The following is a 17,975-nucleotide window of genomic DNA, read 5'->3' on the forward strand; positions in this document are numbered from 1 at the left end:
CTACACCCGCAGATACCAGGCGGGGCGACGCATGCCGCACTATGGAAAGCGCTTCGGTTGACCATAGGGGTCCCTGGAGGGATCCCGCATGGCGCGAGTGACGGGGCTCGAACCCGCGACCTCCGGCGTGACAGGCCGGCGCTCTAACCAACTGAGCTACACCCGCTCTCGAAGCGAGGAGGCGGCCACTAACCCCGGCTTTCGGGGGTGTCAACCGGATTGGTCGCGACTTTGTCGACGATGGGTGTGCGTCTCGCCGGGATGGCTGATCAGCGTGCCGTGTTCGAACAGGAATCCCGCGATGTCGGGCTTCCCTGCGGCGTTGAGCACGGTCTGGATGATGATCAGCAGCGGCACCGCGAGCAGCGCCCCCGGCGTGCCCCATACCCAGCCCCAGAAGCTCAGCGAGACGAGGATGAGGATCGGGCTGATCGTCAGGCGGTGTCCCACGATCAGCGGCGTGACCAGATTGGCCTCGATCAGGTGCGCCCCGATCATCAGCGCCGCGGGCAACAGCGCCCACCAGATGTCGGGGAAGCTCATCAGCCCGCCTACCGCGAGCAGCAGCGCCGACAGGACCGGTCCGATATACGGGATGTAGTTGAGCAACGCGACGATGCCGCCCCACATCAGCGGCGTGGGCATGCCGATCGCCCAGAGCGCGCCCGCCACGATCAGCCCCAGGGTGACGTTGATCAGCGTGATCGTGCCCAGATAGGCCGAAGTGTCGTCCACGACGTCCTGGATCACCCGCGCGGTCGCCATCGCGCCGCCGAAGCTCGAGCGCCGCGTGATCGCGTTGCGCCGCAGCCGCGTCCAGCCCGAGAGGAAGAAGTAGATCACCAGGATCGCGAAGAACATCTCGATCAGCGCCGAGGGCGCCGAGGTGGTGAACAGGTCGAGCAGCGAGCGCGGCGGCGGCACCGCGATCGTCTCGGGCTGGCGCGCCGGGGCCGCGGCGAAGTTGGTCAGCGTCCTGTCCACGAATCGCTCGAGGTTCGAATAGAAGCGAATCAGCGGCTCGAGATTGTGCTGGATCTGCGGGATGCTCTCGGGCAGCCGCTGCATCCATTGCCAGGCGGGCACGACGATCGACGCCAGCGCGATGTTCGCCGCCGTCAGGAAGAGCAGCACGCAGACGAACGCCGCCAGCGGCGCGGGCAGACGGTGCCGCTCGAGCCATTCGAGCATCGGCACCAGCGCGATCGCGACCACCAGCGCCGCGGTGAGCGGCAGGAAGAAGGGCGATCCCTCCTTGAGCGCGAAGGGAATGAGAAAGAGCAAGCCGATGCCGATCATCAGCGCCAGCGCGGCCATCAGCCGGTCGCGCTTGAGCCCGTCGCCCATGCTCTCCTGCGGCTCCGACGAAACCGGCTCGCGCGGCGTATCGAGCGGCATGCCCTCGTCGCTTGCGCCCCCACCCATCACTCCGGGTTGCTCCTCCACCCTCAACACTCCTTCCCGCCGCTTGTAGGAGGCGCGCGGGGCGGGAGCAACGTGCGGTTGCGCGCGCCGCGAAGCCGGCTAGGCTGGCCCGTATGGGCGAACTCCTGCTGGTCCTGGACGAGGGCACGACCTCCACCCGCGCGATGCTGTTCGCGCCCTCGGGCAAGTGCCTCGGCAGCCGGGCCGCCGCGCTCACCCAGCATTATCCCGCTCCCGGCCTGGTCGAGCATGACGCCGCCGAGATCTGGAGCCATACCCTCGCCTGCGCCCAGGCCATGGTCGACCAGGCTGGCGGCCCTGACGCCGTCGCCGCGATCGGAATCACCAACCAGCGCGAGACGATCGTTTTCTGGGACCGGCAGACCGGCGAGCCGCTCGCCCCCGCGATCGTCTGGCAGGACCGCCGCACCGCCGCGATGTGCCGCGAGTGGCGTGAGGCGGGCGAGGAGCCGGGCGTACAGGCCCGCACCGGCCTGCTGCTCGATCCCTATTTCTCGGGCACCAAGATCGCCTGGGCGATGGCGAACTGGCCGCAGCTCCGCGACGCCGGGGATCGCCTCGCGATCGGCACGGTCGAGAGCTGGCTGGTCTGGAAGCTCACTGGAGGCCTCCACGTCACCGACGCCACCAACGCCTCGCGCACCTTGCTGATGAGCCTCGGTGCAGGCGGCTGGAACGACGGCCTGCTCGACATGTTCTCCGCTCCCCGCGCCGCCCTCCCCGAAATCGTCGACTGCGCCGGGCAGTTCGGCACCACTACCTTGTTCGGCGGCGCGATCCCGATCTGCGGCCTCGCCGGCGACCAGCAATCGGCGACGATCGGCCAGGCCTGCTTCGCCAAGGGCGAGACCAAGGCGACCTACGGCACCGGCGCCTTCGTCCTCACCAACGCCGGCACCGCCCCGCCCGCCTCGAAGCATCGCCTGCTCGCGACGGTGCTCTGGCAGCTCGGCGGCCGCCGCACCTATGCGATCGAGGGCTCGGTGTTCGTCGCGGGCAGCCTGCTCCAGTGGCTGCGCGACTCGGTCGGCCTGATCGAGACCGCGCCCGAGAGCGAGGCGCTCGCCCGCTCGGTCCCTGACAATGGGGGCGTCTACCTCGTCCCCGCGCTGAGCGGCCTCGGCGCCCCCTGGTGGGAGCCCGACGCCCGCGCCGCGATCTCGGGCCTCAGCTTCTCCAGCACTCGCGCGCACATCGTCCGCGCCGCGCTCGAGTCGATGGCGCACCAGAGCCACGACCTGAAGACCGCCTTCGCCGCCGACGGCGCCGATTGGGCACGCCTGCGCGTCGACGGCGGCATGATCGCCAACGACTGGCTGGCGCAGGACCTCGCCGACATCCTCGGCGTGCCCGTCGACCGCCCCGACTTCGCCGAGACTACCGCGCTGGGCGCGGCGATGCTGGCGGGCGTGGGACGCGGACTGTTCAGCGGGCTGGAGGAAGCGGCCAGGATGCGTGGTCCGGGCTCGACGTTCGAGCCTAAGCTGGATGCCGATGCGCGCGAGCAGCGCCTCGCGGGCTGGGCGCAAGCTGTCCAAAACATCGTCACCCGCGCGAAAGCGGGGGCCCATCTCCCGGATTAGGCGGGCGCGAGAGGGCAGCGATGGGCGGCTACGTCTACATAGTGACCAACCGCAAGAACGGCACACTGTACACCGGCGTGACCAATGAAATTTCCCGCCGCACCGTAGAGCATCGCGAAGGCACCGGCAGCCGCTTCGCAGCCAAGCACTCAGCGTTTCGCCTGGTCTATGTCGAACAGCATGACCGCATCGAAGACGCGATCGTGCGCGAAAAGCGGATCAAGAAATGGAACCGCGCGTGGAAGGTGGCGCTGATCGAGAGCGTAAATCCCGACTGGCGCGACTTGTTCTACGACCTCAACCGCTAAACCCAACCGTCACCCCCGCGAAAGTGGGGCCCATCTCCTGGCCTTGCCGCGAATACCACGGTGGTGGGTTGGGGAGAGTGCGGGAGATGGGGCCCCGCTTTCGCGGGGGTGACGACGGTGGGGGTGCGCCCCCTTAAGCCGCCGCCTCCCCCGCAAACAGCGCCCGCAGGTCGGTCTTCAATATCTTCCCATTGGCATTTCGCGGCAGCACATCCTTCACGAAACGCACCCGCACCGGCACCTTGAACCCCGCCAGCCGCGCGCGCACCCAGTCCTGCAGCTCGGCCTCGGTCGCGCTCTTGCCCGGCGCCAGGTGGACCACCGCCGCGGGCTCCTCGCCCAGCGTCTTGTGCGGCACCCCCACCAGCGCGCAGTCGGTCACCGCGGGATGCGCGTAGAGCACGTCCTCGACTTCGCTCGAATAGATGTTCTCGCCGCCGCGGATGATGATGTCCTTGGCGCGGTCGACGATGTAGAGGAAGCCGTCCTCGTCGAGCCGCGCGAGGTCGCCGGTGCGCACCCAGCCCTGGACGAAGGTCTCCGCGGTCGCCTCGGGCTTGTTCCAATAGCCCTTCACCACCATCGGTCCGCGTGCCCAGAGCTCGCCCACCTCGCCCAGCGGCAGCTCGCGGTCGCCCTCCACCGACATGATCCTGAGGTCGGCGGTCGCGACGGGCGGCCCGGCGCTGGTCGGCCGGCTCAGATAGTCCTCGCCCGAGTGCGTCGTCACGGTGGCGGTGGTCTCGGTCATCCCCCAGCCATTGCCGGGCAGCGCGCCGAATTCCTGGTGGATGCGCTTCACCAGCTCGGGCGCCGAGGGTGCGCCGCCATAGCCGATCGTATCGAGGCTCGACAGGTCGTACTTGGCGCGCGCCGGATGCTCGAGCAATTGCCACGCGATCGTCGGTACCCCGCCCGTGACGTTGACCTTCTCGCGCTGGATGATCTCCATCGCCAGCTCGGGATCCCATTTGCGCATGAACACCAGGGTCGATCCGGAGGCGATCGCCCCCATCATCGCCGCCGAGCAGGCGGTGACGTGGAACAGCGGGATGACGAGCAGCATCACCTTGGGCTCGGGCATCGCCGGCGGCGTCTCGCCCCGGCGCAGCATCGTCCGCGCCGAGACATAGGCGCTCGACATGATGTTGGTGACGAAGTTGCGATGCGTGCCGAGCGCTCCCTTGGGACTGCCGGTCGTGCCGCTGGTGTAGAAGATCGTCGCATCGTCGTCCGGCGCCACCTGGGCGTCGGGAAAGCCGACATCGTCGAGCGCGCCCCATTCGCCGGCAGTTCCGATCAGCGCCTCCAGAGCGATCGCGGGCGCGTCGAGCGCTCCCTTGGCCCGGCTCACTACCACTTGCGCGAGATCGGGCATCTGGTCGTAGCAATGCTTGAGCCGCTCGTGCCGCTCGCCGTCGACGAACAGCAGCTTGGCGCCCGAATCCTTCATAGCATATTCGAGCTCGCCGCCGGTCCACCAGGCGTTGAGCGGCACCATGATCGCGCCGATGCTCACGCCCGCGAAGAAGATCGCCGGCCATTCGGGCAGGTTGCGCATCGCCAGCGCGACGCGGTCGCCCTTCCGCACGCCCATCTCGACCAGCTTGCGCGCGATATGCGCGGTCGCGCGGTAATTCGCCTCGAAGGTGACGCGTTCGTCCTCATAGACGGTGAAGGTGCGCGCGCCATAGGCCCGCACCATCTGCGCCAGCACGCGCAGCGAAGGCGGTGCGTTCTTCCAGACGCGAGTCGGCACGCCGCCTATCTCCACGGTCTCCATCTCGAACTTCGCGCCGGGCGCGGTCAGCAGCGCCTTGGTCTGCTCCAGCGACATCCTGGGCCAGGCGGGGTCCAGCGGGACGATCGGATCGGTGGCCAAGCAGGGTCTCCATTCGCTTTTCTGAATGTTGGGTTTGGGCATCGCGACCCAACCGGAAACAACGTTAGTGTTGATTCATGTCGCGCTCAAGGCAATAGGGGAAGCGCGCCGCGGATCAGGCGCATCTGACCGGATTCGAATGGGAGGTATGCCGCTCGCGATGCACATGACACGGCCCGGACGCTACGGATTCGACGCCTCGCGGCTCGCGCGGATCGATGCGTTCGTGCGCGAGCGCTATCTCGACTCGGGCAAGCTGCCCCACGCCCAGCTGTTGCTCGCCCGCGACGGCGAGATCGTCCATTTCTCGCACCAGGGCGCCGCGCGCGACGGCGGCGCGTCGGTCGACGAAGGCACTTTGTTCCGCATCGCCTCGATGACCAAGCCGATCACCAGCCTCGCCTTCATGATGCTGGTCGAGGAGGCGAAGGTCGCGCTCGACACCCCGGTCCACCATGTCCTGCCCGAACTGAAGGGCGCGGGCGTCTATGCCGGCGGCGGGGGCGGCGCGCCGTTCGCCACCAGGCCGACCGCCGAGCCGATGCGGATGATCGACCTGCTCCGCCACACCTCGGGGCTTACCTACAGTTTCCAGAACCGCACCAATGTCGACGCCGCCTATCGCGAGTCGAAGATGGAAAATTGGCACGGCAACCTGACGCTCGACGAATTCGTCGTGGCCCTGGGCAAGCTGCCGCTCGAATTCTCCCCCGGCGAGGAATGGAATTATTCGGTCTCCACCGACGTGCTCGGCGCCGTGGTCGAGCGGGTGTCGGGCATGGCGCTCGACCGCTTCCTCGCGACGCGCATCTTCGAGCCGCTCGGCATGGCCGACACCTTCTTCCAGGTGCCCGCGGACAAGATCGATCGCCTCGCCGATTGCTGGACGCTCGACGAGAGCGGCAAGCGCGTCCTCTACGATCGCGGCGAAGCTTCAGCCTGGTCGCGCTTCCCTCGGCTCGTCTCGGGCGGCGGCGGGCTGGTCTCGACCGCGCTCGACTATCACCGCTTCTGCACGATGTGCCTGAACGGCGGTGCGCTCGACGGGGTTCGCCTCGTCAGTCCCAAGACGATCGCGCTGATGACGATGAACCACCTCCCCGGCAGTTCGGACCTCGCCACCCTGTCGCGGTCCTTGTTCAGCGAGACCACCAATGCCGGCACCGGCTTCGGCCTCGGCTTCGCGGTCACCACCGATGTCGGGAAGACACTGATACCCGGGTCAGTAGGCGAATATTATTGGGGCGGTATGTTCTCGACCGCCTTCTTCATCGATCCAGTAGAGCGCATCCACATGGTGTTCATGACCCAGCTCAGCCCTTCGATGCGCTACCCGATCCGCCGCGAGCTCAAGACCCTCATATATTCGGCGCTGGAGGGCTGATGCGCGGGAAGGCTTCCTTGTTCGCGCAGAGGCGCAGAGGGCGCGGAGGGCATTCCGCCGCGCCAGCGGCCCTCGTCTCCGCGCCGCGAGATATCCTGCCGCTGACGCGGCGCGATCGTGCACCGCGAGGTCCGCAATCTCTGCGCCCTCCGCGCCTCTGCGCGAACTCACCTTCTTCTTCGCGCCTTCGCGTGAACCAATAACTGGAGACCAAAATGACCTCCCCCATCACCATCAGCCGCCAGGGCGACGTCCTGATCCTCACGTCGGACAATCCGCCGGTGAACGCGCTCGGCGCCGCCGTCCGCCAGGGCCTCCAGGCCGGGATCGAAGAAGCGAAGGGCGACGCCAGCATCAAGGCCGTCGTGATCATCGCCGCGGGCAAGACCTTCTTCGCCGGCGCCGACATCACCGAGTTCGGCAAGGCGATGCAGGAGCCCTCGCTTCCCGTGCTGGTCGATCAGATCGAGGCGCTCGACAAGCCGGTGATCGCCGCGGTCCACGGCACCGCGCTCGGCGGCGGCTGCGAAGTCGCGCTCGCCTCGCACTATCGCATCGCCGTCCCCTCGGCGAAGTTCGGCCTGCCCGAGGTCAAACTCGGCATCCTCCCCGGCGCCGGCGGCACCCAGCGCATGCCGCGCGTCGCGGGCGTCGAGACCGCGCTCGATCTCGCCACCAAGGGCGACCCGATCTCGGCCGAGCAGGCCAAGGCAGTGGGCCTCGTCGATCGCCTCGCGACCGAGGGCAATCTCCTCGCCGACGCCGTCGCCTTCGCGCAGGAAGTCATCGGCAAGCCCGTCTCGCGCTCGTCCGAGCGTCCCGTCACCGTCGATCCCGCGGTGTTCGAGGCCTATCGGAAAACCAACGCCAAGCGCTTCCGCGGCCTCGACGCCCCCGCGACGATCATCGACCTGATCGAGCAGACCGCCGGCAAGCCCTATGCCGAGGGCGTCCAGGCCGAGCGCATGGGCTTCATGAAGCTGATCATGGGCACCCAGTCCGCCGCGCTGCGCCACATCTTCTTCGCCGAGCGCAAGGCCGCCAAGATCGACGGCATCGCCGAGGACATCCAGCTCCGCGACATCAAGCGCGTCGGCGTGATCGGCGCCGGCACGATGGGCGGCGGCATCTCGATGAACTTCCTCTCGGCCGGCGTGCCCGTGACCATCGTCGAGATGGCGCAGGAAGCGCTCGACCGCGGCACGGCCACGATCCGCAAGAATTACGAGGCCACCGCCGCCAAGGGCCGCATGACCGCCGAGCAGGTCGAAGGCGCGATGGGACTGCTCAAGCCGACCCTCAACTTCGATGATCTCGCCGAGTGCGACCTGATCATCGAGGCGGTCTATGAGAGCATGGACGTCAAGAAGGACGTGTTCGGCCGGCTCGACAAGATCGCCAAGCCCGGCGCGATCCTCGCCTCGAACACCTCCTACCTCAACATCGACGAGATCGCCGCGGTGACGAGCCGTCCGCAGGACGTGCTCGGCCTGCACTTCTTCTCGCCAGCCAACGTCATGAAGCTGCTCGAGATCGTCCGCGGCGCCAAGACCGCCGACGACGTGCTCGCGACCGCGATGGCGCTCTCGAAGAAGATCAGGAAGGTCGCCGTCATCGCGGGCGTCTGCTACGGCTTCATCGGCAACCGCATGCTGATGCCGCGCCAGATCGAGGCGAACAAGCTGCTCATGGAGGGGGCCACCCCCGAGCAGATCGACAAGGTCCATGTCGCCTTCGGCATGCCGATGGGCCCGTTCCAGATGGCCGACCTCGCCGGCGTCGACATCGGCTGGCACCGCGATCCGAACCGCATCGAGAATGTCCGCGACGCGCTCGCCGCCGAGGGCCGCTGGGGCCAGAAGAAGGGCGCCGGCTATTACGATTACGACGAGAAGCGTCAGCCCTCGAACAGCGCCCGCGTGGCCGAGATCATCGAGGAATGGCGCGGCAAGCTCGGCGTCGCCCAGCACGAGGTCACCGAGGAGGAGATCGTCGTCCGCACGCTCTACACCATGGTCAACGAGGGCGCGCTGATCCTCGCCGAGGGCATGGCCCAGCGCGCGTCCGATATCGATGTGGTCTGGGTCTACGGCTATGGCTGGCCCCCCTATCGCGGCGGCCCGATGTTCTGGGCCGACACCGAGGGCCTCAAGAAGATCGTCGAAGGCCTCGAGAAATACGGCTTCGAAGTCGCTCCGCTGCTCCGCGAGAAGGCGGAAAAGGGCGAGAAGTTCGGCAAGTGAAGTGACCCAATCCTCCCCCGGAGGGGGAGGTGGCAGCCGCAGGCTGACGGAGGGTAGTGCGCCACAAGCGGCAAAGCCCGCGGAGACTACCCCTCCACCGCTTCGCGGTCCCCCTCCCCCTCCGGGGGAGGTTCAGGAGAGGAAAATGGCAGAGGATCTTGAAACCTTCCGCATCGAAACCCGCGCCTGGCTGGAGGAGAACTGCCCGCCCTCCATGCGCACCCCGATGCGTAGCGAGAAGGACGCCACCTGGGGCGGCCGCAACCCCGTCTACGCGCATCCGGACCAGAAGCTCTGGATGGACCGGATGGGCGCGCGCGGCTGGACCGTGCCCGATTGGCCCAAGGCCTATGGCGGCGGCGGCCTGAGCCCGGCCGAGACCAAGATCCTCCGCGAGGAGATGGCGCGGCTCAAATGCCGCAATCCGCTCAACAGCTTCGGCATCTCGATGCTCGGGCCGGCTTTGCTCAAATACGGCACCGAGGCGCAGAAGATCGAACATCTACCCAGGATCGCCCGCGGCGAGATCCGCTGGTGCCAGGGCTATAGCGAGCCCAATGCCGGCTCCGACCTCGCCGGGCTCGCCACCTCCGCCGATGACGCCGGCGACCACTATATCGTCAACGGCCAGAAGGTCTGGACCAGCTATGCCGACCAGGCCGACTGGATCTTCTGCCTCGTCCGCACCGAGAAGACCACCAAGCAGGGCGGCATCAGCTTCGTGCTGTTCGACATGGCCAGCGAAGGCGTGTCGACCAAGCCTATCCTGCTGATCAGCGGCTATTCGCCCTTCTGCGAGACCTTTTTCGACAATGTGAAGGTCCCCAAGGCCAATCGCGTCCATGACGAGAACAAGGGCTGGGACGTCGCCAAGTACCTGCTCGGCCACGAGCGCGAGATGATCTCGGGCATGGGCCTCGGCAGCCGCGGCGCGGACCCGCTGGTCGAGGCCGCACGCAAGGGCGTCGACCCGATCCTGCGCGCCCAGATCGCATTGTTCGAAGTGCGGTCCAAGGCGTTCGCGGCGATGTCCGAGCGCTTCATCGACGAGCTCAAGGCCGGCAAGGCGCACCCCGCCCAGCCCTCAATGATGAAGTATTACGGCACCGAGCTGAACAAGGCCCGCCACGAGCTGATCATGGCGGCGGGCGGATCGGACACGCTCGAATGGGAAAGCGAGGCCTCGCACCACGGCGCCGCGCCCCGCGCCTGGCTGCGCACCAAGGCCAATTCGATCGAAGGCGGGACCAGCGAGATCCAGCTCAACATCATCGCCAAGCGGATCCTGGATTTGCCGAGCTAACAACCGTCATCCCGGCGAAAGCCGGGATCTCAGGCCGCGAGCGCGACGCCTGAGGCAAGAGGTCCCGGCTTTCGCCGGGATGACGAAGGAAGAAGAAAATGCCCCTCTATCTCACCGACGAACAGGCAATGCTCCGCGACACCGCGCGCGACTTCGTCGCCGAGCACGCGCCTGTCAGCCACATGCGGAGCCTACGCGACGCCGACGACGCCACCGGCTTCAGCCGCGAGCTGTGGAAATCCTTCGCCGAGCTCGGCCTCACCGGCATCCTCATCCCCGAGACCGACAACGGCCTCGGCCTCGGCCATGTCGAGGCGGGCGTGGTGCTCGAGGAGATCGGCCGCAACCTCTCGCCCTCGCCGTTCCTCACCACCGCCGTCGCCGCGGTGGAGGCGCTCAAGGGCACGCCGCACGCCGCACGCTGGTTCCCCGGCATCCTCGCCGGCGAGACCGTCGCCGCGCTCGCTATCGACGAGCGCGCCAAGCATGACGGCAAGATCGCGATGCAGGCCGAGCGTTCGGGCAACGGCTTCCGCCTCACCGGCGCCAAGCAGTTCGTCGCGCACGGCCATGTCGCCGATCTGGTCCTCGTCGCCGCGGCGACCGATCACGGCACCACGCTCTTCGCCGTTCCCACCGACGCCAGCGGCCTCGCCGCCGATCCCCAGCGCCTCGCCGATGCCAGTCTCGCCGCACGCCTCACCTTCGACGGCGTCGAGGTCGATGCCGATGCCGTGGTCGGCGAAGTCGACCAGGGCGACGCCTCCCTCGCCCGCATCCTCTCTGCCGGCCGTACCGGCGCCTCGGCCGAGTTGCTCGGCGTCGGCGGCGGCGCGATGGACATGACCGTCGCCTATCTCAAGGAACGAAAACAGTTCGGCCAGGTAATCGGCAGCTTCCAGGCGCTCCAGCACCGCGCCGCGCATCTCTACAGCGAGATGGAAGTCGCTCGCGCCGCGGTGCTCAAGGCGCAGCAATTGCTCGACGCTGGCGATGAAGGCGCCGCCGACGCCGTCTCGGTCGCCAAGGCGATGACCGGCCTCGCCACCATGCTCGCGGTGCAGGAGGGCATACAGATGCACGGCGGCATCGGCATGACCGACGAATATGATATCGGCTTCTACATGAAGCGCGCCCGCGTCCTCGCCGAACTGTTCGGCGACACCAATTTCCACGCCGACGCGCTGGCGCAGGCGGCGGGATATTGATGGCACCCCTGCCCTATCCATCGTCATCCCCGCGAAAGCGGGGACCCATCTCGTGCAGAGGCAACGAGATACAACGGCTGTTATGCACGCGGCATGTGCCGGAGATGGGTCCCCGCTTTCGCGGGGATGACGGCTTGGGGGGAAATCATGCCTGAACCCACCCCCGCCGACCTCGTAACCCAGCTCACCACGCTCCTCGACGTCGAGGAGATCGACACCGATCTCTATCGCGGCCCGCGCCAGCCGGGCGGGGTCGGCCGCGTGTTCGGCGGGCAGGTCATCGCGCAGGCGCTCCAGGCGGCGCAGCGCTCGGTAGAGGGCAACAGGATCGCTCACTCGCTCCACGCCTATTTCATGCGCCCCGGCGACGAGAACCACCCGATAGTCTACCGCGTCGTCCGCGATTTCGAGGGCCGCAGCTTCGCCAATCGCCGCGTCATCGCGATGCAGAAGGGCAAGCCGATCCTCAACATGACGGCAAGTTTTCAGACGCCGTCCGAGGGGCTGAACCACCAGGACGCAATGCCCGACGTCCCCGATCCGGAAAGCCTGCGCTCCGAACGCGAGCTGCGCGAGGAAATCCGCGATCAGGTCCCCGAGAAGTTCCGCCGCTTCTTCCTGCGTGCCCGCCCGATCGAGATCCGCCCGGTCAATCCGCGCAACTGGTTCGCCCCCGACAGGATGGATCCGCACCAGCATAGCTGGTTCCGCGTCGTCGCCCCGCTCCCCGACGATCTCGCGCTCCACCGTGCGATGCTAGCCTATGCCAGCGACATGACCCTGCTCGGCACCTGCCTGCTGCCGCACGGCGTCAGCTGGATGACCGGCGATGTCCAGACCGCCAGCCTCGACCATGCGATCTGGCTGCACGAGCCGTTCCGCTTCGACGAATGGCTGCTCTACACCACCGACAGCCCCTGGGCCGGTCACGCGCGCGGCTTCAACCGCGGCAGGATCTACGCCCGCGACGGCCGATTGGTCGCCAGCGTCGCGCAGGAGGGGCTGATCCGCTTGCGCAACGACCGCGAGTAAAGGCAGAGAGCGTCGCATGACGACGCGCACCTTCCCCTATGTCACGCTCGACGTGTTCACCGACACCCGCTTCGGCGGCAATCCGCTCGCGGTGTTCACCGCCGCCGAGGGGCTGAGCGACGCCGAGATGCAGGCGCTCGCCGCCGAGATGAACTATAGCGAGACGACCTTCGTCCTCCCGCCCTCCGATCCCGCGAATACAGCCCGCGTCCGCATCTTCCATCGCACCGCCGAGATGCCTTTCGCCGGCCATCCCAATGTCGGCACCGGCTATGTCCTCGCCGGTCTGCGCCCCGAAGCCGGTGACGTGCTTCGCTTCGAGGAGATCGCCGGGCTCGTCGAAATCCGTATCGCGCGCGACGCCGAGGGCCGCCCGACCGGCGCCGAGATCGACGCGCCGCAGCCGCTCCAGGTCCTCGGCACCCTGCCCGCCGAGGCGATCGCGCCGTGCATCGGCCTCTCGGTTGCGGACCTCGTCACCAATGTCCATGTCCCCACCCGCGCCAGCGTCGGGGTCGATTTCGTCCTGGTCGAAGTGACCGCCGACGCCCTCTCCCGCGCGCTGCCCGACATCGCCACCTACCGCCAGGTTGCGGAAGAGCATCTCGGCGCGGGCGACCGGCTCTCGGTCTTCCTCTATTCCCGCGACGGCAACCAGGTCCGCGCGCGCATGTTCTCGCCGCTGTCCGGCACCTGGGAAGATCCCGCGACCGGCAGCGCCAACGCCGCACTCGGCGCACTGCTGCTGTTCTTCACCGAATATGACCAGATCAGCTACGAAGTGACCCAGGGCGTCGAGATGGGCCGCCCGAGCACCCTCGCCGTCCGCGCCTGGCGCACGGCCGACGGAAGCATCCGCGCCAGCGTCGGCGGAAGCTGCGTGCCGGTCCTGCGCGGCGAAGCGACGCTTTGATCCTAGCCGTCACCCCGGCGAAAGCCGGGGTCTCGTTCCACAGACATGTCGCTCGCGGCCTGAGGTCCCGGCTTTCGCCGGGATGACAGTGGCTGAAACCTAAGGCTTCGGCACCACGCTGTAGCTCACCGGCAGGTAAAGCGAGACTTCGGTCAGCCCGACGCGCGACCACTCCACCGGCCGGTCGAGCCCGTTGACGATCACGCCCTGGCCCGGCCCGAACTTGGCCGCCACCTTCGCCGCATCGGCGGCGACCAGGTCGACGATCTGGCCGCGATACTGGTCGGGCCCGACCACCGACAGGGTGAGGTCGCCTTCGGCCTCGATCTCCGCGCGCCCGACGGCGGGGACCGCCTGGACGAACTTGGTGATCCGGTCGAGCGCGGCCTTGGCGTCCGCTCCCTTCGTCAGCGGCGTCTTGACCAGGAACGTCGCCTCTTCCGCATCCTCCCGATCGTCATCCTGCTCGAGGATCAGGTTGCGATAATTGGCCGGAGTGAGCGGCTCGACGATATAGTCGCCGGTCGCCAGCTCGACGCCATGCTTGCCGGCGAGCGCGATCGCGCCCTTCAGCATCGCATAGATCTCCTCGCGCCGCTTCGCCTCGTCGCGCGTGTCGCCGATGATGCGCACGCTCTGCACCGCGAAGTCGGCGGTCCGCCGCAGCCGCAGCGCCGGCGCCGGCTTGACCGCGACGGGCAGCGGCTCACCGTCGCTGGTATAGCCCGGCGAGTTGCGCGCGGCGGTGACGATGATCTCCTGGCCTTCGTCCTGCGCCAGTGCGGGCGCAGCGCCGGTGAGCAGGCCCAGCCCGATCAGGGCGATATCGATCCCTCGCATGTCAGCGCGGCTTCGGAACGACGGTGTAGGCCGCGGGCAGATACAGGAAGACTTCGGTCAGGCTCGCCCGTGCCCATTCGACCGGCCGATCGAGCCCGGTCGCCTGCACGCCGTAGTCGGGCCCGAACTTCGCCGCGGTCGCCGCCGCATCGGCGACGATCAGGTCGGTGATCTGCGCGCGATACTGGTCGGGATTGACCACCGAGAGCGTCAGCGCGCCCAGGCTCTCGATCTCGGCGCGCCCCACCGCCGGCACCGCCTTGGTGAACTTGGTGATCCGCTCGAGCGCCGTCTTGGCGTCCATCCCCGCGACCAGCTTCGCCTTGATCAGGAAGCGCGCCACATTGGTATCCGATCGCCCGCCGCCGCCCAGGGCCAGGTTCTTGTAGTTGGCGAGGGTGAGCGGCTCGACGATATAGTCGCCGATCGCGAGTTCCACGCCGTGCTTGTCGGCCAGCTCGATCGCGCCCCGCAGCATCGCGTAGATTTCCTCGTGCCGCTTCAGCTCCTCGCGCGTGTCGCCGATGATCTGCGCGGGCTGCACCGCGAAGTCGGCGGTGCGGCGCAGGTTGATGATCGGGCGCGAGCTGCTCTGGTTGACTTCGGCATTGAGATAGGCGCCGCGCCGCGCCGCGGTGACCACCACTTCCTGCGCCAATGCAGGCGTCGCGACGCCCAGCAACGCAACCGCGATCGCCGCCTTGATCCGCTTTCGCATGGAATTCCCCTCCCTTTTCCGCAAGGAAAGGTGCGGGGCCGGAACCATGCTGTCAATCAGAAGGCGGGCTTGCCGAACTCCTGCCGCGTCACCGGATGGCTCGACGAGAGCCCGCCGTCCACGACCCAGGCCTGGCCGTTGACATAGCTCGCCTCGTCGCTGGCGAGGAACAGCGCCACGCGCGCGATCTCCTCGGGCGCGCCCGCGCGGCGCAGCGGGTTGAGCCGGCCGAGCTTGTCCTCCTTGCCCATCTCGCGCGCATATTCGAAGGCGCGCGCGGTCATCCCGGTCTCGATCAGCCCGGGGCAGATCGCGTTGACCCGCACGTTCGAGGTCGCGAGCTGCTGCGCGGCGCTCTGGACGAGGTTGATCACGCCCGCCTTCGACGCCGAATAGGCCGGCCCGCCCGCCCCCGAGCGCAGCCCCGCCACGCTCGCGGTGCACAGGATCGCGCCGCCGCCCCGCTCGACGATCTTCGGCCCCGCATGCTTGATCGCCAGCGCCGGCCCGATCAGATTCACCCGCAGCACCTCGGTCCAGAGCTCGACGGAGGAATCGAAGATGCCCGACGCCCCGCCCGAAATCCCGGCATTGGCGAAGAAGATGTCGAGCCCGCCGAAGCGCTCGCACGCCGTGGCGACGAGCCGCTCGACATCGCCCTCGTCGCCCGCGTCCATCTGCACCGCCAGCGCATCGCCCAGCCCTTCGACCGTGGCGTAGACCGTGCCGGCCATATCGGCCGCGACCACATGCGCGCCCTCGGCCGCGAACAGCCGCGCCGTGGCGCTCCCGATCCCGGAGCCAGCGCCGGTGACGATGACGACCTTGTCCTTGAACCGCATCAAACTTCCTCCGTCACCCCCGCGAAGGCGGGGGCCCATCTCGTGCCGAAGCAACCATATGCAACAGCCGTTTGACGCGTGGATAGCTGCGGAGATGGGTCCCCGCCTTCGCGGGGATGACGGCCTGCATTTCTCACGCCGCCCCCGCTTTCTCGGCGAACCCCCACGCCGAGGCCGCCAGCCCCGGCAGCCGCGCCACCGTCTCGGCCGCCTGCGCGCTCGACGCATTGCCGTCGATCATGCGCTTCTTGATCCCCTGGACGATACCCGTGAGCCGGAACAAATTGTACGCGAAATACCAGTTGAGGTCGGGCACCCCGTCGTGCCCGGTCGCCGCGCAATAGCGCGCCACCATCGCCTCGATCGTCGGAATGCCCGTTTCCGGCCCGGTCAGCCCCTTCACCCCCGAACGTCCCTCGGGCTCGGTGACCCAGTTCATCAGGAAATAGGAGAAGTCCGCCAGCGGATCGCCGAGCGTCGACAATTCCCAGTCGAGCACCGCCAGCACCCGCGGCTCGGCGGGCGCGAAGATCATGTTGTCGATGCGGAAGTCGCCATGGACGATGCTCGTCCGCGTCTGCGGCGGCACCGTCCGCGGCAGCCATTCGATCAGCCGCTCGACCTCGGGCACATCGTCGGTCTGGCTCATCCGGTACTGCTTCGACCAACGCGCCACCTGCCGCTCGAAATAATTGCCCGGCTTGCCGTACTCGCCCAGCCCCGCCGCGGCGTAATCGACGCCATGCAGCGCCGCGAGCGTGTCGACGATCGCCTCATAGACCGCGGTCCGCCCCGCCGGCGCCATGCCGGGCAGCGCCCCGTCCCAGAAGGTCCGCCCCTCGATCATCTCCATGAGGTAGAAGGGCGCGCCGATCACCGCTGCGTCCTCGCAGAGCCCATAGGGCCGCGCGACCGGAAAGCCGGTCGGGTGCAGCGCCGCGATCAGCTGGTGCTCGCGCTCCACCGCATGCGCCGAAGGCAGGATCGGCCCGAACGGCTTGCGCCGGAGCACATAGGATCCGCTCGCCGCATCAATGCGATAGGTCGGATTGCTCTGCCCGCCCGCGAACTTCTCGATGCGGAACGGCCCGGCAAAGCCCGCGACATTGCCCGCCAGCCAACCGCCCAGTCTGGCTTCGTCGAGGTCGCTCATGCGAACTCGATCACCGATCGCACGCTGTGCCCGTCGCGCAATTTCTGCATCGCCTCGTTCACCTCCTCCAGCCGGATCCGCTCGGCGACCATCGTGTCGAGGTCGAGCAGCCCGTCGAGATACATCTGCACCAGCCGCGGCATGTCGATCGGGAAGCGCGTGCTCCCCAGCAGCGATCCCTGGATCTTCTTGCCCGTGAGGAAAGTCGGCCCCGGCAGGCTGACATTGTTGCCCGGCGCGATCATCCCCAGGATCGTCGCGGTGCCGCCCCGGCGGAGGATGCTCCAGGCCAGCTCGGCGGTGCTCGGCCGCCCCACCGCCTCGATCGCATAATGGACCCCGCCATTGGTGCGCTTGAGCACGTCCTTGACGATCGTTTCCGAATTGGGGTCGAGCGTACCGGTCGCGCCGAGCTTCATCGCCAGCTCGCGCTTCTCGGGGACAGGGTCGATCGCGAGGATCTGTCCGGCGCCCGCGATCCGGGCGGCGTTGATCGCCGCGAGCCCGATCCCGCCCGCGCCGATCACCGCGACGCTCTCGCCCGGCCGCACCCGGCTGTCGTTGAAGATCGCTCCCGCGCCGGTGATCACCGCACAGCCGAGCAACGCCGCGCGATCGAGCGGCATCTCCTTGCTGATCGCCACGCACGCATTCTCGTGCACCAGCATCATCTCGGCAAAGGCCGATAGGTTGAGGAACGGCGCCAGCGGGGTGCCGTCGACGAGCTTCAGCCGCGGTTCGGCATCGGCGGGCCGCCGCGTCGAGGGATCGATGCACAGCGACGGCCGCCCGCTCACGCACATCTCGCACGCGCCGCAGAACACCGTGAAGAAGGTGATGACATGGTCGCCGGGCTTCAGATGCGCGACGTCGCTGCCCACCGCCTCGACGATCCCCGCCGCCTCGTGCCCCGGCACGGTCGGGACGGGATGCGGGAAGGCGCCGTCGACGAAATGCAGGTCCGAACGGCACACCCCGCACGCCACGGTGCGGATCAGCACCTCGCGCGGGCCGGGCTTGTCGACCCGCACCTCGGCGATCTCCAGCGGTTTCCCGGCTTCGAAAAGTACGGCTGCTTTCATTCCTGCTCCGTAGTCGCTTTTTTATCGTCATCCCCGCG

At 68.0% G+C, this 17,975-nt stretch carries 15 protein-coding genes and 1 tRNA gene; 8 read left to right on the forward strand and 8 right to left on the reverse strand.

All coding sequences use genetic code 11. From position 1 onward, the window contains the following. Window positions 1-89 precede the first annotated feature (89 nt). Both MT490_RS10065 and MT490_RS10070 read right to left on the reverse strand, forming a co-directional pair. Window positions 90-166 (reverse strand) — tRNA-Asp (locus MT490_RS10065). A 44-nt stretch (window positions 167-210) separates the two neighbouring features. Further along, window positions 211-1,347, reverse strand: a complete 1,137-nt coding sequence (locus MT490_RS10070; protein WP_297387038.1) for an AI-2E family transporter — start codon at window positions 1,345-1,347, stop codon at window positions 211-213. A gap of 191 nt (window positions 1,348-1,538) precedes the next feature. Here MT490_RS10070 and MT490_RS10075 point away from each other — a divergent pair, with 191 nt between their 5' ends. Both MT490_RS10075 and MT490_RS10080 read left to right on the forward strand, forming a co-directional pair. Then, a complete protein-coding gene (locus MT490_RS10075; RefSeq protein ID WP_297386757.1) occupies window positions 1,539-3,029 on the forward strand; it encodes a glycerol kinase in 1,491 nt (496 codons plus the stop codon). 20 nt (window positions 3,030-3,049) lie between these two features. Then, the gene (locus MT490_RS10080; protein ID WP_297386760.1) at window positions 3,050-3,337 is read left to right on the forward strand and encodes a GIY-YIG nuclease family protein; all 288 of its coding nucleotides are present in this window, start codon (window positions 3,050-3,052) and stop codon (window positions 3,335-3,337) included. Window positions 3,338-3,470: 133 nt separating this feature from the next. Here the strand turns inward: MT490_RS10080 and MT490_RS10085 are convergent, their stop codons facing one another. Continuing rightward, the gene (locus tag MT490_RS10085; RefSeq protein ID WP_297387040.1) at window positions 3,471-5,174 is read right to left on the reverse strand and encodes a class I adenylate-forming enzyme family protein; all 1,704 of its coding nucleotides are present in this window, start codon (window positions 5,172-5,174) and stop codon (window positions 3,471-3,473) included. Window positions 5,175-5,379: 205 nt separating this feature from the next. Here MT490_RS10085 and MT490_RS10090 point away from each other — a divergent pair, with 205 nt between their 5' ends. From MT490_RS10090 to MT490_RS10115, 6 genes are all read left to right on the forward strand, one after another. After that, window positions 5,380-6,603 carry a serine hydrolase domain-containing protein gene (locus MT490_RS10090; RefSeq protein WP_297386762.1) on the forward strand — a complete coding sequence of 408 codons (1,224 nt, stop codon included), beginning with the start codon at window positions 5,380-5,382 and terminating at the stop codon, window positions 6,601-6,603. A 215-nt stretch (window positions 6,604-6,818) separates the two neighbouring features. Then, window positions 6,819-8,846 carry a 3-hydroxyacyl-CoA dehydrogenase NAD-binding domain-containing protein gene (locus MT490_RS10095; protein WP_297386764.1) on the forward strand — a complete coding sequence of 676 codons (2,028 nt, stop codon included), beginning with the start codon at window positions 6,819-6,821 and terminating at the stop codon, window positions 8,844-8,846. Between the two features lie 145 nt (window positions 8,847-8,991). Further along, on the forward strand, window positions 8,992-10,149 hold the full coding sequence (locus MT490_RS10100; RefSeq protein WP_297386767.1) for an acyl-CoA dehydrogenase family protein: 1,158 nt from the start codon (window positions 8,992-8,994) through the stop codon (window positions 10,147-10,149). A 98-nt stretch (window positions 10,150-10,247) separates the two neighbouring features. After that, entirely contained in the window at window positions 10,248-11,357 is a 1,110-nt protein-coding gene (locus MT490_RS10105) for an acyl-CoA dehydrogenase (protein ID WP_297386768.1), read from the forward strand. 147 nt (window positions 11,358-11,504) lie between these two features. After that, a complete protein-coding gene (locus MT490_RS10110; RefSeq protein ID WP_297386770.1) occupies window positions 11,505-12,389 on the forward strand; it encodes an acyl-CoA thioesterase II in 885 nt (294 codons plus the stop codon). A 16-nt stretch (window positions 12,390-12,405) separates the two neighbouring features. Further along, window positions 12,406-13,302 carry a PhzF family phenazine biosynthesis protein gene (locus tag MT490_RS10115; RefSeq protein ID WP_297386773.1) on the forward strand — a complete coding sequence of 299 codons (897 nt, stop codon included), beginning with the start codon at window positions 12,406-12,408 and terminating at the stop codon, window positions 13,300-13,302. Window positions 13,303-13,401: 99 nt separating this feature from the next. Here the strand turns inward: MT490_RS10115 and MT490_RS10120 are convergent, their stop codons facing one another. From MT490_RS10120 to MT490_RS10140, 5 genes are all read right to left on the reverse strand, one after another. After that, window positions 13,402-14,142 (reverse strand): TonB-dependent receptor, encoded by a 741-nt coding sequence (locus tag MT490_RS10120; protein ID WP_297386775.1) that lies wholly within the window; start codon window positions 14,140-14,142, stop codon window positions 13,402-13,404. Between the two features lies 1 nt (window position 14,143). Continuing rightward, on the reverse strand, window positions 14,144-14,860 hold the full coding sequence (locus tag MT490_RS10125; RefSeq protein WP_297386777.1) for a TonB-dependent receptor: 717 nt from the start codon (window positions 14,858-14,860) through the stop codon (window positions 14,144-14,146). Between the two features lie 56 nt (window positions 14,861-14,916). Beyond that, on the reverse strand, window positions 14,917-15,702 hold the full coding sequence (locus MT490_RS10130) for a glucose 1-dehydrogenase (protein WP_297386780.1): 786 nt from the start codon (window positions 15,700-15,702) through the stop codon (window positions 14,917-14,919). A gap of 133 nt (window positions 15,703-15,835) precedes the next feature. After that, window positions 15,836-16,855: a phosphotransferase family protein gene (locus MT490_RS10135; protein ID WP_297386783.1), complete on the reverse strand. Its 1,020-nt coding sequence runs from the start codon at window positions 16,853-16,855 to the stop codon at window positions 15,836-15,838. Next, on the reverse strand, window positions 16,852-17,937 hold the full coding sequence (locus MT490_RS10140) for a Zn-dependent alcohol dehydrogenase (RefSeq protein ID WP_297386786.1): 1,086 nt from the start codon (window positions 17,935-17,937) through the stop codon (window positions 16,852-16,854). Before MT490_RS10140 ends, MT490_RS10135 begins: the two co-directional genes overlap by 4 nt. Window positions 17,938-17,975 lie beyond the last annotated feature (38 nt).

Source organism: Sphingomonas sp. (genome assembly GCF_026460985.1).
Lineage (GTDB): Bacteria > Pseudomonadota > Alphaproteobacteria > Sphingomonadales > Sphingomonadaceae > Sphingomonas.

Coding starts and splice junctions, on each gene's coding strand:
- MT490_RS10070 (WP_297387038.1), bottom strand. CDS start 1,347: ATGGGCGACGGGCTCAAGCGCGACCGGCTGATGGCCGCGCTGGCGCTG.
- MT490_RS10075 (WP_297386757.1), top strand. CDS start 1,539: ATGGGCGAACTCCTGCTGGTCCTGGACGAGGGCACGACCTCCACCCGC.
- MT490_RS10080 (WP_297386760.1), top strand. CDS start 3,050: ATGGGCGGCTACGTCTACATAGTGACCAACCGCAAGAACGGCACACTG.
- MT490_RS10085 (WP_297387040.1), bottom strand. CDS start 5,174: ATGTCGCTGGAGCAGACCAAGGCGCTGCTGACCGCGCCCGGCGCGAAG.
- MT490_RS10090 (WP_297386762.1), top strand. CDS start 5,380: ATGCACATGACACGGCCCGGACGCTACGGATTCGACGCCTCGCGGCTC.
- MT490_RS10095 (WP_297386764.1), top strand. CDS start 6,819: ATGACCTCCCCCATCACCATCAGCCGCCAGGGCGACGTCCTGATCCTC.
- MT490_RS10100 (WP_297386767.1), top strand. CDS start 8,992: ATGGCAGAGGATCTTGAAACCTTCCGCATCGAAACCCGCGCCTGGCTG.
- MT490_RS10105 (WP_297386768.1), top strand. CDS start 10,248: ATGCCCCTCTATCTCACCGACGAACAGGCAATGCTCCGCGACACCGCG.
- MT490_RS10110 (WP_297386770.1), top strand. CDS start 11,505: ATGCCTGAACCCACCCCCGCCGACCTCGTAACCCAGCTCACCACGCTC.
- MT490_RS10115 (WP_297386773.1), top strand. CDS start 12,406: ATGACGACGCGCACCTTCCCCTATGTCACGCTCGACGTGTTCACCGAC.
- MT490_RS10120 (WP_297386775.1), bottom strand. CDS start 14,142: ATGCGAGGGATCGATATCGCCCTGATCGGGCTGGGCCTGCTCACCGGC.
- MT490_RS10125 (WP_297386777.1), bottom strand. CDS start 14,860: ATGCGAAAGCGGATCAAGGCGGCGATCGCGGTTGCGTTGCTGGGCGTC.
- MT490_RS10130 (WP_297386780.1), bottom strand. CDS start 15,702: ATGCGGTTCAAGGACAAGGTCGTCATCGTCACCGGCGCTGGCTCCGGG.
- MT490_RS10135 (WP_297386783.1), bottom strand. CDS start 16,855: ATGAGCGACCTCGACGAAGCCAGACTGGGCGGTTGGCTGGCGGGCAAT.
- MT490_RS10140 (WP_297386786.1), bottom strand. CDS start 17,937: ATGAAAGCAGCCGTACTTTTCGAAGCCGGGAAACCGCTGGAGATCGCC.